Source organism: Pseudomonas sp. PD9R (genome assembly GCF_019200975.1).
Lineage (GTDB): Bacteria > Pseudomonadota > Gammaproteobacteria > Pseudomonadales > Pseudomonadaceae > Aquipseudomonas.
Map to the genome: position 1 here is coordinate 194,387 of NZ_JAHTMR010000002.1, position 15,047 is coordinate 209,433.

Consider the following 15,047-nt stretch of genomic DNA (forward strand, 5'->3'; position numbering starts at 1 on the left):
AAAAGTTAAAAACACATAGATACCACCACTTCGGCAGAAGGGTTAGTCAACGCGCGATGCAGTGGTCAATCAGAAACGTTCGGCGGAGAGCCTGACTTTCCACTTCGGTATCAATCGGCGACGTAATTTGTATTCTTTTCGCGATGCCTAATTCGTGATGACCTACGCGCAATGCTGAAAAGTCCTACATACATTTCCTGGTCGGTCGTTGAAGATGCCGCGGCGCTGAAGCTCGATGAATATTTGCTTCCTAATAGTTATTGATCTTGAGCGTTTTCGTTAAAACGGAAACCTTGGTTTGTTCGACTTCATCTGAAACGACAGGTATTTAATAATGTTCAAGAAAATTGCAATCGCTGTACCGATGGCCATTCTGGCGCTGAGTTCTTCCATGGTTTTTGCTGCCACCGAGGAACGAAGCATTATCAATATCAAGGCGAGCATTCCAAGCAGCGTTTTCCACGCTCGGCCACAAGACCCTGATTTTGGTAAAGATGAAACGCTGAACTACAACGTCGTCAACGGCGAACTGAGTTCTCTGCGCGCTGTTTATAACCTTCGGCACAGTGATGCCAATGGTTCGATCAATGCGTTAATTGACGGTGACGCGTCCTTGTTCAACGGCGCGAATGCTATCCCGTTGGACGTTACAATTGGCGGTATTGCGCTGAGCAACACCACAGTAGAAGTTGTGAACGTAGCGGATTCGACACCCGGCACGCAGAGGGATTTGATTATCACCCCTACAAAACCTACCCCAACTCAAACCGGTGAGTACGCTGGTAGCTTTGCAGTGGTTTTCGAACCAGTCATTACCCCGCCAACTCCTTGAATTGAGGTTTATTGAAAAAGTCTGTCTTGTTTAATAACGGTAACCGGTCGGCTGCATATTTTGACAGTCGGCCGGGCTTTAATATTTTCATGTGATCAGAGTAATTAGTTCATGTTCCCGATGACGCCCATCGCGGCAACGCTTGCATTGCTTTTATGTGCGAGTGCATTTGCCGCGCCTAATGCCGGAACAACACCGCGAAGTTTGCTCGCTCAAGCCAAAGGTTTGCCGGCGGAGTTTGAAGAGCACTTCTTTGATGTACCGTTAGCGGTTCGGGTGGAACTTGATCAACAGTTTCTCGGTGAGGCGATGATCGTGTTATCCCGCGATGATCGAATGACCCTGCTTGAATTTGTCGATGTCAGCGACAGCCACATCACTGCCAGTGAGCGTGAAATCTGGGCGGCCTATTTGCAACAAAGCGTGGCCCTCGGTGCCTGCGAAGGTCGTTGTCCGGAACAGATGCTGGCCATCCACTACAACCTCGAAAGCTCCCTGGTGTCGATTCTCACCGAGCATGCCGAGCGCGACACCGATGCCAAACGCTACTACCAGCAGCCTGAAAACGGCAGCAGCGGTTTGATCGTGCGCAATCAGTTGAACCTTTACGGTGGCCAGGATCAGGATTTCGGCGGACGCTACGGCCTGGAGGCCAGCAGCAGCCTGGGCAACTGGACCCAGAGCCTGAATATGCAAGTGGCGAGTTTGGGCGGCCCGGATGAGAAGCTCTATCACGCAATACATGAACTCTATAGCCAGCGCGAACTGGAAGGCAGCTTTATGCGCCTGGGTTACTTCACCCCCACTTCGCAAGGGCTGAGCCGTCAGTTGCGTTCGTTCGGTGCCAGCCCGGACACGGCGCTGGGCCTCATGTACGGCAGCTCCGACAGTCTGGCGATCAACAGCCCAAAAGCCAGCGTCTATCCAATCTATGTCACGGCCAACCGCCAGGCATCGGTGGAGATTCTACGCAATGGCTTGCTGATCAATACCCAGCCGATCAATGCCGGTTTGCAAACCCTGGATACCCGTCCCTTGCCGGGTGGTATCTACGAAGTGGAAGTGCGTTTGATCGAAGACGGTCAGATAACTTCCACTACGCAGGAGTTGGTGTACAAACCGAGCAATTGGCACAACCACGACGAGCGCTGGCGTTACAACCTGTTTGCCGGTCAGGAAAGCAAGTTGCTGAGTAACTGGGACGAGCAGACTTACGGCAACATGACTGCCGGCGCTGCCTTCAACTACCTGCTGCATCCACGGGTCATTGTCGGCCTCTCGGGTCGCCAGGTTCGGGACAAACAGCAATATGGTACTTCGGTCGACTGGACGCTGGCCGATAACACCAGCCTCTTTGCCAACCTTTATCAGACTTCGGATCACGGTACCGGCCTTGATCTGCAAGGGATGTACAACTATGGCTCCGGAAGCGTGCTCGCCACCCATAATCGCAGTTGGCTGGACACCACCAACACCTACGAAACCCTGCCTGACGGCACCCGGGTGCGGCAGCGCAAAGTGTTTATCGGCCAGACCAGCAACTCGTCATTGTCGGTGAATCATCGGGTCAGCAACCGAAGCTCGATCAATGCACGGGTCTCGCACAGTGAGGGCAATACCGAAGGCGTAGGCCTCGATTTGGGCTGGACCCAACGCGGTCAACTGTTCAACAGCGACGCCAACTGGCGCTTCTCGGTCTTTGACCGGCCGGGCTCGTCCAGCAGTGGCGACGCCCGTAATCGTGGGGTTGATTTGACTGTCAGCCTGGCAATCGGCGGCCCAGGTGAGCAGTGGTCCGGCAGTGTCGGCTCACGCACCTCGCGTGAAGGCGGTCGCGACAACAACGCGTCGGTGACCTACCGCAAAGACCTGCAAGATCATGTTTTGCAGAGCGTCTCGGCCACCGCGATCACCGACACCTACGGCGTCGGTCTTTCCGGCAACACGAGTTTCAATAATGAGGCCATCAATGGCGATGCCTTTTTCCAGCGCTCTTCTTACAACAGCAACCTTTCCGGTGGTTTGAACCTGGACAGCACCGTTGCCGTGGGGGCCCGGAAATTCGTCATGACCAGCCAGCATCACGGCGGCGGAGCCGGGATGATCATCGATGTGGAATCCGACCTCGATGACATCGCGTTGCGCGCCGACGACCTGAGTGGCGGCAGCGCAAGCCTGCGCCCGGGTCGCAACTTTATCCCGATCACGGCGTACAAGAGCAGTTCGGTGAGCTTCGATTTCGAAGGCAACCACCCGCCAGCGGCGACCATCCAACCGGCGCGTACCAGCTATCACCTGAACAAGGGCGGTGTGGATTATCGCAAGATCAAAATCAACAAAACCCTGACCGTACTAGGGCGCCTGGTCGACCCCCAAGGCAAGCCGCTCAAGGGCCATCACATCATCAACCACGCCAGCCGTGGCGTGAGTGAGGTGGACGGCTTCTTCTCCATGGAAATGAATGCGGGTTCACCCACGCTGGAAGTACGTTCCGGCAACCAGTTGCTCTGCCAGTTCCGCCTCGATACCACCAACGCGCGCAGCGAAAACAATGTGCTGATGATCGGTGATTTGCGTTGCCTGCCGGAGACGTTGGCGGATGCGACTTACAAGGTTGAGAAGGCCGGTTAATGGTTTTCCAACCGCAATGAGATTTCAGGTTACCGATGATGAATTTATCTTTTCCGCCAAGAACCAGCGCGACTTGCTCGCTGGAGGGAAGTTAAACAGCCCGGTACCGCTGTTTTTAATAATTAAGGTAAACGTTATGAAACGCTTGTTGGCACTGTTTGGTTTTTCACTGCTTTCACACGCCGCCCTGGCCAGCCCTCAAATCAATGTCGGGGTGGTGTACGACTATCTGGATGGCGATAAAAGTACTTACTTGAAACGTGTATTCAATGGCGGCGAAAGCACTGCGTTCGTCAAGGTCAATATTCTGGAAATCATCTACGACGCGGACGGTACTCACCGTGAAATACCGGTCACCTCCCAGAGTGATGCCGGTGCTCGCGATGGATTGATGGCCAGCCCCGCCCGTTTGATTGTTCCTGCCAACGGCATGCAGGGGACGCGTTTGTTGTACATGGGCGAGCGTGAGAAAGAGCGTTACTTCCGCTTGCGTTTTGTGCCAGTGGTGCCTGAAAAGGAAGATGAGTTTGCGGTTTCCGTCGAAGAGCGTGATGAATATAAAAAGGGCTTGTCGGCTGGAGTCAACGTGCTCTCCGGATACGGCACAATTTTTTTCGTGCGTCCTAAAGAGACTCGTTTTGACAGCGTGATCGACAACGGGGCACTTCAATACCAGATTCGTAACAACGGCAACAGTGTGGTGGTGATCGACGAATTCAAGGATTGCTCGGTAAAGAACGACCAGGAGTGCCAGCCAACCACAAAGCATCACCTTCTGGCCGGTCGGACGTTCCAGTTCGAAAAACAGGCGGGTCGTGAATATCGATTCACGATGATTGAAGGAACAGAAACCAGAAAAATCGAAGTAAAGGAATAACCCACGGTCTTTGTGAATGAACCGGGTACAGGTTGTGATTCGAACTTCAGGCGTTATACCGGGTTCGCTCCTTATTTGATTCATGTGCCTCGAAGTGTAAGCAATAGGTAATCACTATGTTTAAAACAGTCATAACCGTCACTTCGATAGTGTCTCTGTCGTTGACCTGCGTTTATGCGTTTGCTTTTGTAGAGCGCGAGACCTTTGAAGTGTCGGTGTCGATTCCTGCCTCAGAATTTCATGTACTGCCAGTGGACCCGGAATGGATGGGCCGTGAACAGGATTTGACCTGGAACCTGGTGACGTCGGAGTTAAGTCCTCTGCGCAAAAGTTTCGATGTCAAGAATACTAACGGTGGCATCGCTGCTCGCTTGAATGCAGAGCCTTATTTGAGCAATGGCAGAGACAGCGACAACATCGCGCTGGACGTAAAATTCAATCAAATAAAACTTACGGTGAATAACGCGCAAGTTATCTCGGAAATAGACGCAAAGGCCGGTAAACGCGTAGGTCTTGAAATTACAGCCGTAAAACCGGTCGACGGTTATAAACCCGGTGAATACTACGGCAATGTGCACATGATTTTTGAGGCACTCGCGCCTTGAAGTTGTTCGAGGGCATCCAGAGGGGCCGTAATAATGTTTCAGGTTTATCAATTATGAATTTATCTTTGCTGGCAAGAACGATAACGGCTTTCTCTTTGGCAGGTGGCTTGCTGATTGGGCTTCATGCTCCGTCGGTTGGGGCTGTCGTGCAGGAGATCCGGGCGGAGTTTGTGCCCGATCCAACGAATCCGATGTTCAACAAGTTTGTCAACACGACACCGGAATCCGGGGTGTGCCCTACATACATGGCCGCTCGTTGCAAGAGCTTGGGCATCTTCAGCCTAGTTGTGCCGGGCTTGAGGTTTAATTCCAATCAGCCGATTCCTGCCGAGCATGTGGACCCTCGGCAGGGTGCGACCTTCAGTGTGCCTTCCAGTTGGCGGGATCTGGACGTTGTTCATGGCACAACTGGTGAGCGTGAGAAAGTACAGATGCGTATCGCAGGTATCGGCGGTAGCTGGAGGATGGCGCGACCACCTGGAGTCAGTGCATGGGCGCGACCCGGGGAATATTGGTTTAATCAATGGAAGAATGCGCCGGCCCCTTGCACCGGTGTCAACGCGGGGATTGCCGGGAGCGATTCTTCGCCCTTTTTTTGGCTGGTTCCTGAAGGTGCCGGGGCCTGTAGCAGAGCACCCTTTGTCGACATCCCGTGGTTCAACTTTATCTCGGTCCAATACGTCTATGAACTCAGGACGCCCAATCCCTTGAGTATGTCGTCAGGAGAATACAAGGGGTCTCTGACCTACACCGCAGGTCCCGGCATGGACTTCGATATGGGTGATGTGCTGATTCCCAATGACACGGCAATCACCCTCAATTTCACCCTTAATGTCATGCACATGCTCAAGGTGGAAATCCCGCCCGGTGGCCATCAGATCGAACTGCTGCCTCAGGGCGGCTGGCAGCCCTGGCTGAATCAGGGGCGTAAACCGGTGCGTTTGTTCCGTGATCAAACCTTCAACATCTCATCGTCAAGCCGCTTCAAGATGCTGCTCGAATGCCAATACACCGACGGAAATACATGCGCGCTGAGCGACACGGACACTGCTCAACGGGTGCCATTGAATACCAGCGTGAGCCTGCCCAGCGGCTTGGCGGATGCTTCGGGTCAACCGGTCAATCACCTCCCATTACGACTGGATGGCAGCGGCACCGAGTTGTTTCAACCCAGCCTGTATGTCGATCGCAAACCGGGAACACTGCACTTCGAGATTGCCAAGGAACACGTCGAGCGAATGCTGGACCCGGGCGTTGCAAAGCGATACTCGGGCAACGTCACGGTGGTTTGGGACTCGGAAGTGTAAGGCGTATTTTGCCTCGTTTCGATGGCGCGCAATAACCGAGGGGGCGTAATCAAGCGCCCCTCGCTACTCCATTGCGCTGTCGGGTTAACGATTGGCCGTTGATACCGTTGGCTGACACATCGTATGCGTATCCGGTTGCAGGTACGGCGTCAGAATCGGCGCCATGCCCTTAAGCACTTGCACCGGCAACGCCGAGGTAAAGGTGAAGCTCTCGGCCGAGCGCCCCGGCACGAAGGCGGTCAGGGTGCCGAAATGGTGATCGCCGATATAGAACACGAATGTGGCCGTGCGGTTGAGTGACTTGGAGCTCAGAATCCGTCCGCCGGAGCCAATGGCTTCGATGCGGTTGTCGCCGGTGCCGGTCTTGCCGCCCATGGCCAGCGGGGTGCCGTTGGGCAGTTTGAAACTGCCGGCCACCCGTTTCGCGGTCCCGGCGTCTACCACTTGCGACAGGGCTTCGCGCATGGCCTTGGCGACCTCGATTGGCATTACCCGTTTGCCCACATCCGGGTCATTGATCAACTTGGTTTCGTAAGGCGTGTCGGCGGCGAAATGCAGGCTGTCGATACGCAGGGTCGGCATGCGCACGCCGTCATTGAGGATGGTGCCGATCAATTCGGCCAAGGCTGCCGGACGGTCGCCGGAACTGCCGATGGCGGTGGCCAGCGACGGCACCAGATGATCGAACGGATAGCCGACTTTCTGCCAGCGCTGGTGAATGTCGAGGAACGCTTCAATCTCCAGCATGGTGCGGATGCGGCTGTCGCGCGCGCCCTTGTGCTTGCTTTTGAATAGCCAGCTATAGACTTCCTGGCGTTCAAACTGGCTGGCTTTGACGATGTCGCTGAACGTGGCGTCGGGATGGTTCAGCAAGTAACCCATCATCCACAAGTCCAACGGGTGAACCTTGGCGATAAAGCCCTGGTCCGGCAAGTCGTAGCTGCCTGGGCCGTAACTGTCGTAGAGCCGGATAAGGCGATCATCAGTGAGGTTTTCAGTGAGCTTGGCGCCTTTGAGGTGTGCGCGCACGAAGGTGTTGAAGTCTTCCTGACTGGCCTGCGGCAGCAGGTAACGGTGCACGGCGGCCATGCGGATCGGCGTCGGACGCATGCTGTCGAGGAACGTTTCGAGCCGCGCCTGGGTGTCTTTGTTGCGGTATTTTTTCCAGAACTTCAGCAGGAACGAAGTGCCTTCGCGGTCGGCGAACGAGGCCAGGTATTCCTGACGCCGTGGGTCGCGGTCGTCCTTGAGCAATTCTGCGCTGCTGTTGGGGCCGGAATAGGTGGTGTAGCGCACCAGGTCGCGCATCAGGCGAATGAACGGCAGGTTGATCGACTCACGAATGGCGTCACGCAGGGTCGGCATCCGGCCGTTGTCTTCCTTGCGGAAGTTATGGAACACGTGCAAGCCGCCACCGGTGAAAAACGCTTCACCTGGGCTGGCGGAGTATTTGCGGTCCAGCGCGGCACCGAGCATGGGTTGCAGGCTGCGGTCCTTGTTCTGAATCAGGTAATCGATCACCCATCGGCTCAGGCGGTCCTGCTCCGGCACGTCGACTTTCTTCAGTTCCGGGATGGTCATACCGGCATATTTATCGTGCAGCTCGGAAATGATCTGCAGGTAGGTGGTGAGCACGCGCATTTTGGCGGTGGAGCCCAGTTCCAGCTTGCTGCCTTCGTTGATATCGAATGGCTGGTCGGTGCTGTCGGTTTGCACCCGCACCCGCGAACCGTCCGGCATCAGCTCGAACAGGGTGAAGCTGTAGCGCACCTGGGTGGTGCTGGTCTTGGTCAGCAGGTGCTCGCCGATCAGGCCGATTTGTGTTGCAAAGGCTGGGTCAGCGAGGTTTTTCAAATACTCGGTGGCCTGGGTTTGCAGTTCGCCTTGCAGGGTGCTGGTGGCCGAAAGGTCGAGGCGGTCTAGGTCGTACAGCGGACGGTTAAGCAACCCGGCCAGGCGACTGCGCGCCACACTGATGCCCTTGGTGGTTTCGATCGGTTGAATGGTCGGCTGGGTCGCCCAGTCGCGGTACGTGACCTTGCTGGCCAGTGCGGCGGCGGCGAAGGGGGCGTCGATTACGCCATTTTGTGCCAGCAGGCGAATATGGCTGTCGGTAAGGTCGGCCAGTTCGTCGTGACCTTTGGTCAGGTAATGCGAAGGGCGACGCTGGGCGATCATCAACGACAGCATCTCGCGCAGCGCCAGGCCTTTGTCCGCCATGGTCTTTGGATCCGTCGCGGTGCTGATCAGCGCCTGGTTGGCCTCGGTGAAGTCGGAGCCGTACCACACGCGCAAACCTTCGGCCATGCCGTGCACTTCCCCATGGCCGGGTACGGCGGACAGCGGCACGCTGTTGAGGTAATCGCGCACGACGTTCTGCCGGGCCACAAGCGTTTCCGGTCCGGCCTGATAGGCACGCACGGTGGCGGAAATCATCTGGCGGATTTTCTCGGCGCCACTGACCGTCAGGCCATCGGGAGAGTGCCGGTATTTTTCCAGTTGCGTGGCCAGGGTGCTGCCACCGGCGGATTGGCCGGGGACATGCAACAACTTCGCAACCTGGGACCACGCTGCCATGCCGAACCGCGGCCAGTCTACGGCGGGGTTGGCCAGCGGTTGTTTGGGGTCGAGCAGAAAGCGGTTCTCGATAAACAGCAGGCTGCTGACCACCACTGGCGGGATCGAGGCGAAGCTGGAATAGAGTTGTTGCGGATATTTGTACTGATATAACGGTGCTGCGCGGCAATCGGTAATCGATAACCCGGCCTGGATTTTTTCCGAATAGGGCACGAACAGGCCTTTGTCGCTGTAATTCATCAATTCCGGGGAAAAGCGGGTTTGCGCTTCAATGACGAAATCGCGTTTGAGCAGGCGGGGCAGGAATTCACCCAGGGAGCTGTAGCCCAGACGCTGGTCGAACGGACCGGCCCCGGGGTAGTGAATGGCATCGCTGGGGCCGGGTTTCAGCTCATAACTCAGGGACTTGGCAAACTTGCTGACTTCCCGGGCCTGAAACCTCGAGGTGCGCATCTCCTTGGCGGCGGCCAGGCCCACCACGATCGCAATAATGAGCAACAACAACCAGAATGCCTTCCAGCCGTGTCTGCTACGGCGGGGTTTTTCAGGAGGCGGCGCTTCTTCATCCACTCGTTCAGTCGGGACCACAGTTTTACTCGAATCGGTTTGCCATAAAGCGCCCATAGTCGACTGATCCATTCACGCAGATTGATCGGACTTGACTGAAGCTTAGACGGTGGATGGCGATGGTGAAAAAATTGTGAGGATCCAACTATCGGGTTTGTCCCCAGACCTGTGGCGAGGGAGCTTGCTCCCGCTCGGTTGCGCAGCAGCCGCAAAACCAGGCAACCGGTTTAATCAGAAACATCTTGATGGCAGGACTTGGGGCCGCTACGCGTCCCGGCGGGAGCAAGCTCCCTCGCCACAATGAGGTATCAAGCGACACAGGTTTCATAGCCAACAGGCATCCCAGAGTGGGTAATCGCCAATTTTTTCCACTAGCCCGGCGCGTAAAGGATTAGCCACGATATAGCGTGCGAACGGGCGCAGATCTTCGCCATCGCGAATAGCCCGGGTCGTGAAAGCCTGACTGCCAGAACGCTGCTTGACGCTTGAGTGCCCGATTGATGTTCAGCGTGCTGCGGGACTTGGTGGCCTGCATGAGCTGCGCCAAGGTGACTTGTTCGAGTTGTACCAGCCAATGAAGGTGATCAGGCATGACCACCCAGGCAATTGAGCTCACCCAATGCTGTTCGTGGGCGCGCCTGAGTTCGGCAACCAGCAAACGTCCCCTATTCAAATCGCTGAATATTGGTTGTCTCTGATGTACAACCGCTGTGATGAGGTAGGCCCGACCTGATTCGGAAAATCGTCCGTGTCGCAGTAAATGTGAGTTTGGGCGTGGATGCATTCTTGCGTCCTTTGGCAGAGGTTCCTTATGACCCTAGCCGCCCACCAACCTACACGCAGCCGCAGTTGCTGAGTGAAAGTTCCGAAACTCTTGAAGGATTCGATCCATTCCTGCCGCAGCGCCTTCGTGGCGAGGGAGCTTGCTCCCGCTCGGTTGCGCAGCAGCCGCAAAACCAGGCAACCGGTTCTATCAGAAACATCTTGATGGCAGGATTTGGGGCCGATACGCGTCCCGGCGGGAGCAAGCTCCCTCGCCACAGGGGTAAGTAGGCTGTGATATCTGTGCTAGAGCCGTCGCGAAGCTAAATGTGGCCCAACGCAGGGGCATGACGCTGCACCAATAGCGTGCAATACTCGCCAGCGTTTCAAAAGGCGAAAAATCCTACAAAACACAATGTGTTTATTCTCCGTAATTGGCATTTTTACCGAGAACTACACCTGATTTTGATGATTCATAGAGTGAAATACTCTGTCGTCAGCTTTTTATACTGCACTCTCCGCTGATCTCGCAGGTTTTGTCCTGCAAGACGGTTCCGCCCACGAGGCCGGGCCGGTTACGGGAAGCCATGGCTTATCGGCCGTCGCTTCAACACTCAGTGGTCATATCCAATAACAAGACGAGGTTGTACCCCTATGCCAACAGGCAATCATCTGCCCCATGGCGAGACCGCTCAGAGCGGCCCGCTCAAACGTGAACTCGGCGAACGGCATATTCGTCTGATGGCTCTCGGTGCCTGCATCGGCGTCGGCCTGTTTCTCGGTTCGGCCAAGGCCATTGAAATGGCGGGGCCGGCCATCATGCTGTCCTACATCATTGGCGGTCTGGCAATCCTGGTGATCATGCGCGCCCTCGGCGAAATGGCGGTGCACAACCCGGTCGCCGGCTCTTTCAGCCGTTATGCCCAAGACTACCTCGGCCCATTGGCGGGCTTTCTCACAGGCTGGAACTACTGGTTCCTGTGGCTGGTGACCTGTGTCGCGGAAATCACCGCCGTGGCGGTGTATATGGGCGTTTGGTTCCCCGATGTGCCGCGCTGGATCTGGGCGCTGTCGGCGCTGATCAGCATGGGCACCATCAACCTGATCGCGGTGAAAGCCTTCGGCGAGTTCGAATTCTGGTTCGCCCTGATCAAGATTGTCACCATCATTGCCATGGTGATCGGCGGTGTCGGTGTGATCGCCTTCGGTTTCGGCAACGATGGCGTAGCACTGGGCATTTCCAACCTCTGGACCCATGGCGGCTTCATGCCCAACGGTGTGCAGGGCGTGTTGATGTCGCTGCAAATGGTCATGTTCGCGTACCTCGGCGTCGAGATGATCGGCCTGACCGCCGGTGAAGCGAAGAACCCGCAGAAGACCATTCCCAACGCGATCGGCTCGGTGTTCTGGCGGATTCTGCTGTTCTACGTCGGCGCACTGTTCGTAATTCTGTCGATCTACCCGTGGAACGAAATTGGCACTCAGGGCAGTCCGTTTGTGATGACCTTCGAGCGGCTGGGCATCAAGACTGCGGCCGGCATCATCAACTTCGTGGTGATCACTGCGGCGCTGTCGTCCTGCAACGGCGGTATTTTCAGCACCGGGCGCATGCTCTACAGCCTGGCGCAGAACGGTCAGGCCCCAGCGGGTTTTGCCAAAACGTCCAGCAACGGCGTGCCGCGTCGCGCCTTGCTGTTGTCGATTGGCGCCTTGCTGCTGGGGGTGTTGCTCAACTACTTGGTGCCTGAAAAAGTCTTCGTCTGGGTGACGGCGATTGCCACGTTCGGCGCGATCTGGACCTGGGTGATGATCCTGCTGGCCCAGCTCAAGTTTCGCCAAGGCCTGAGCGCCAGTGAACGTGCCGGCCTTAAATACCGCATGTGGCTTTACCCGATCAGCTCGTATCTGGCGCTGGCGTTCCTGGTGCTGGTGGTCGGCTTGATGGCGTACTTCCCCGACACCCGCGTGGCGCTGTACGTGGGCCCGGCGTTCCTGGTGCTGCTGACGGTGTTGTTCTACGTGTTCAAACTGCAACCGACCAACGTGTCGCAGGGCGCGGTGCGCCAGGGCGCGTAAGTTGTAACGTCTGACGCAAAAGCCCCGGTCGAAATGATCGGGGCTTTCTGTTTTTGGAAGATCAAAAAATCGCAGCCTGCGGCAGCCCCTACATGGGATCGCGTACACCTGTAGGAGCTGCCGAAGGCTGCGATCTTTTGATTGGCTGGTTCAACCGTTTATTGAATTCCAGCCAGGCCGCCAGCAATGCCATTAACCCAGCACCCACCAACGCCGTCAGTATCTGCATGGCGAAAGCATCATCGGTCAAGGCATTGACCATATCCGCCAGCGGCGCCAACAACACACCCAAACAGAAGATCTCCAGCGAAAACCGCCCCATGCGACAGCTTTGCTGTGCCAGCCAGTTCTGCGTCCACCCGCTGTCGGGAATCAGTTTGGCGGTGACATAAGCCAGCGCCAGGAAGTGAATCAGGCGCACTGGCGACAGGTTGGTCTTGCTGATCGGGTACAACAGGTTGCTCAAGCTGGCCGGCATCAGCGCGTCGTGTATCTGTGGCCAGCGCCACGCGACGGTAATCACCCCGGCGAGCACCACGTACAGCGCCGCACTGACAAACAACGGCTGGCGCATCAGTGGGCGGGTTTCGGGCGAGCGCGGCCGCTGACTATGGATAGCCGCCGCGCCGCCGAGGACAAACAGCAGTTGCCAGGCGACAGGGTTGAAGTACCACACGCCGTCCTTGATTGCGGAGAGGTTCCAGCCTAACCACTGCGCCAGCGCGTACAAAGTCAGCGACACCGCCACCACCACCCATGCCTTGCGCACCAGCATCGGCAGCACCAGCGGCAGGCCCGCCAGCAGCACGATGTACAACGGCAGCGGGTCCATCAGGTTCGGTTTGAAGCGCAACAGCAACTCATCGATCAAGGCCTGCTGAGGGCTGGCGATGAAGTGATGCATGCCCATTTCTTCGACCAGGTCGCGGGTTTCCACATGACTGTTGGCGAAGAACACGATGCCCATCAGCATCGCCAGCAGGAAGATGTGCACCACGTACAACACCCATGCACGCCGCAGGATTTTCACGCAGGCGATCAGAAAACCGTCACGCGCAAGGATTTTGCCGTAGGCCAGCACCGCCGCGTAACCGGCCAGAAACACGAAAACTTCGGCTGCATCGCTGAAGCCGAAATTACGCAGGGTGATTTGACCCAAAGGGTTGTGGGGCACGTGATCCCAGAAGATGAAGATCAGTGCCAGGCCACGAAAAAAGTCGATCCGGTGATCGCGCTCGAACGTCATGACAGCAGGCTCGTAAACGGGTGTTGAATAAAAGGAGTAGCCGAGGGCGCAAAAGGTTGCTTGCCGCACATCGGCGGCGCGCAGGGTGGCGTGATTCACCGGCAATTGCAAAGTCGGGATATTTCGGAATGTCTCCTGACGCTTTTGGCGATCATAACCGCTGGTCTGAAAGACGTCTGTATCTACGATTTCTGACAGTAAACAAGCTCAAATACTTATGGGGAATGCAGCGTACTCGCACAGGATCGTCAACATGAGACGGGTGTGGAAAGGGTTGTCCAGCTACACGGTGATTGGTGTTGCGAACACGCTGATTCACTGGCAAGTCTTCTTCCTGCTCAGCGTTGCAGCCGGCCTGCGTCAGGCTGTCAGCAATCTTGCAGCATTCTGCGTTGCCGCCTCGTTTTCCTTCTACATGAACGCCATCTACACCTTTGATGCCAAGGGTTCGGTCAGCGGCTATCTGCTGTTTATGGCGGCCATGGGCACGCTGAGCTTTGGCGTCGGCTATGCCGGTGACCTGTGGCGATTGCATGGCTTACTGACCGTGGCGCTGTTTTCAGCGCTGAGCCTGGTGTTTGGTTTCCTGTTCTCCAAGTACGTAGTGTTTCGCGAGCGTGATGCATGAAAGTCTCGCTCATCGTTCCGGTGTTCAATGAAGAACAGGCGATCAACCTGTTTTATGAGGCTGTACGGCGCGAGTTGCGACTTGAGCAAGTCGAAGTTGAAATCGTGTTTATCAACGACGGTAGCTCCGATCATACGGCTGAGCAGGTCACGGCGCTGGCGCAGGCAGACGAGCAGGTCATGCTGATCAATTTCTCGCGTAATTTCGGCAAGGAGCCGGCGCTGTTTGCAGGGCTGGAATATGCCAGCGGTGATGCGGTGATCCCCATGGACGTCGACCTGCAGGACCCGATCAGCGTCATCCCCCTGCTGATCGAACAATGGCACAAAGGTGCCGATGTGGTGCTGGCCAAGCGTCGCGACCGCACCGCCGACGGTTACTTGAAACGCCACAGCGCGGCGTTGTTTTACCACTTGTTGAATCGGATTTCGTACACCCGGATCGAAGAAAACGTCGGTGATTTTCGCCTCATGGACCGCAAGGTAGTCGACGTGATTCGTGCACTGCCCGAGCATCAGTTGTTCATGAAGGGCGTGCTGTCCTGGGCCGGGTTCAATACCGTGGTGGTGGAATACGAGCGGGCCAGGCGGGTGGCGGGCAACAGCAAGTTCAATGGCTGGAAACTGTGGAACCTGGCCCTGGAAGGCGTGACTTCGTTCAGTACCGTGCCGTTGCGTTTATGGACGTACGTTGGTGGTTTTGTGTCGATCTTCGCGGTGCTTTACGCGGTGTACATGGCACTGGACAAGATTTTCTTCGGCAACGATGTCCCCGGTTATCCGTCATTGATGACTGCGATTCTGTTTCTCGGCGGCGTGCAACTGATCGGCATTGGCATCCTTGGTGAGTACGTCGGCCGGATCTACATCGAGGCAAAACATCGGCCGCGCTATGTGGTCAAGGATATCGTTGGCGGCAAAGACCGGCGCGGGCCCTGAC

At 56.4% G+C, this 15,047-nt stretch carries 10 protein-coding genes and 1 pseudogene; 8 read left to right on the top strand and 3 right to left on the bottom strand.

Going from position 1 to position 15,047, the window contains the following annotated elements; genetic code table 11:
- Positions 1–334: 334 nt before the first annotated feature.
- From KUF73_RS05375 to KUF73_RS05395, 5 genes are all read left to right on the top strand, one after another.
- A complete protein-coding gene (locus tag KUF73_RS05375; RefSeq protein WP_218437026.1) occupies positions 335–832 on the top strand; it encodes a CS1 type fimbrial major subunit in 498 nt (165 codons plus the stop codon).
- A 111-nt stretch (positions 833–943) separates the two neighbouring features.
- On the top strand, positions 944–3,463 hold the full coding sequence (locus KUF73_RS05380; protein WP_218437027.1) for a CS1-pili formation C-terminal domain-containing protein: 2,520 nt from the start codon (positions 944–946) through the stop codon (positions 3,461–3,463).
- 136 nt (positions 3,464–3,599) lie between these two features.
- Positions 3,600–4,340 (top strand): molecular chaperone, encoded by a 741-nt coding sequence (locus KUF73_RS05385; RefSeq protein ID WP_218437028.1) that lies wholly within the window; start codon positions 3,600–3,602, stop codon positions 4,338–4,340.
- 116 nt (positions 4,341–4,456) lie between these two features.
- Positions 4,457–4,945 carry a CS1 type fimbrial major subunit gene (locus KUF73_RS05390; RefSeq protein WP_218437029.1) on the top strand — a complete coding sequence of 163 codons (489 nt, stop codon included), beginning with the start codon at positions 4,457–4,459 and terminating at the stop codon, positions 4,943–4,945.
- Positions 4,942–6,252 (top strand): hypothetical protein, encoded by a 1,311-nt coding sequence (locus tag KUF73_RS05395; RefSeq protein WP_256345408.1) that lies wholly within the window; start codon positions 4,942–4,944, stop codon positions 6,250–6,252. The genes KUF73_RS05390 and KUF73_RS05395 overlap by 4 nt, the downstream gene beginning before the upstream one ends.
- An 84-nt stretch (positions 6,253–6,336) precedes the next feature.
- Here the strand turns inward: KUF73_RS05395 and KUF73_RS05400 are convergent, their stop codons facing one another.
- Complete coding sequence (locus tag KUF73_RS05400; RefSeq protein ID WP_218437030.1) at positions 6,337–9,453, bottom strand: transglycosylase domain-containing protein; 3,117 nt, start codon at positions 9,451–9,453, stop codon at positions 6,337–6,339.
- A gap of 267 nt (positions 9,454–9,720) precedes the next feature.
- Positions 9,721–10,180, bottom strand: a pseudogene (locus KUF73_RS05405) (transposase).
- Between the two features lie 632 nt (positions 10,181–10,812).
- Here KUF73_RS05405 and KUF73_RS05410 point away from each other — a divergent pair.
- Positions 10,813–12,234, top strand: coding sequence for an amino acid permease (locus tag KUF73_RS05410; protein ID WP_218437031.1), 1,422 nt, complete (start codon positions 10,813–10,815; stop codon positions 12,232–12,234).
- An 88-nt stretch (positions 12,235–12,322) separates the two neighbouring features.
- On the opposite strand, the gene KUF73_RS05415 is transcribed toward KUF73_RS05410, so the two are convergent.
- On the bottom strand, positions 12,323–13,480 hold the full coding sequence (locus KUF73_RS05415) for an OpgC family protein (protein WP_218437032.1): 1,158 nt from the start codon (positions 13,478–13,480) through the stop codon (positions 12,323–12,325).
- Positions 13,481–13,733: 253 nt separating this feature from the next.
- Between KUF73_RS05415 and KUF73_RS05420 the strand changes: the two genes are divergently transcribed.
- Entirely contained in the window at positions 13,734–14,108 is a 375-nt protein-coding gene (locus tag KUF73_RS05420; RefSeq protein ID WP_218437033.1) for a GtrA family protein, read from the top strand.
- Positions 14,105–15,046, top strand: coding sequence for a glycosyltransferase family 2 protein (locus tag KUF73_RS05425; protein WP_218437034.1), 942 nt, complete (start codon positions 14,105–14,107; stop codon positions 15,044–15,046). Before KUF73_RS05420 ends, KUF73_RS05425 begins: the two co-directional genes overlap by 4 nt.
- Position 15,047: the final 1 nt, after the last annotated feature.

Excerpts from the sequence above, each read along its gene's own strand:
- KUF73_RS05375 (WP_218437026.1), top strand. The coding sequence starts at position 335 with ATGTTCAAGAAAATTGCAATCGCTGTACCGATGGCCATTCTGGCGCTG.
- KUF73_RS05380 (WP_218437027.1), top strand. The coding sequence starts at position 944 with ATGTTCCCGATGACGCCCATCGCGGCAACGCTTGCATTGCTTTTATGT.
- KUF73_RS05385 (WP_218437028.1), top strand. The coding sequence starts at position 3,600 with ATGAAACGCTTGTTGGCACTGTTTGGTTTTTCACTGCTTTCACACGCC.
- KUF73_RS05390 (WP_218437029.1), top strand. The coding sequence starts at position 4,457 with ATGTTTAAAACAGTCATAACCGTCACTTCGATAGTGTCTCTGTCGTTG.
- KUF73_RS05400 (WP_218437030.1), bottom strand. The coding sequence starts at position 9,453 with ATGGGCGCTTTATGGCAAACCGATTCGAGTAAAACTGTGGTCCCGACT.
- KUF73_RS05410 (WP_218437031.1), top strand. The coding sequence starts at position 10,813 with ATGCCAACAGGCAATCATCTGCCCCATGGCGAGACCGCTCAGAGCGGC.
- KUF73_RS05415 (WP_218437032.1), bottom strand. The coding sequence starts at position 13,480 with ATGACGTTCGAGCGCGATCACCGGATCGACTTTTTTCGTGGCCTGGCA.
- KUF73_RS05420 (WP_218437033.1), top strand. The coding sequence starts at position 13,734 with ATGAGACGGGTGTGGAAAGGGTTGTCCAGCTACACGGTGATTGGTGTT.
- KUF73_RS05425 (WP_218437034.1), top strand. The coding sequence starts at position 14,105 with ATGAAAGTCTCGCTCATCGTTCCGGTGTTCAATGAAGAACAGGCGATC.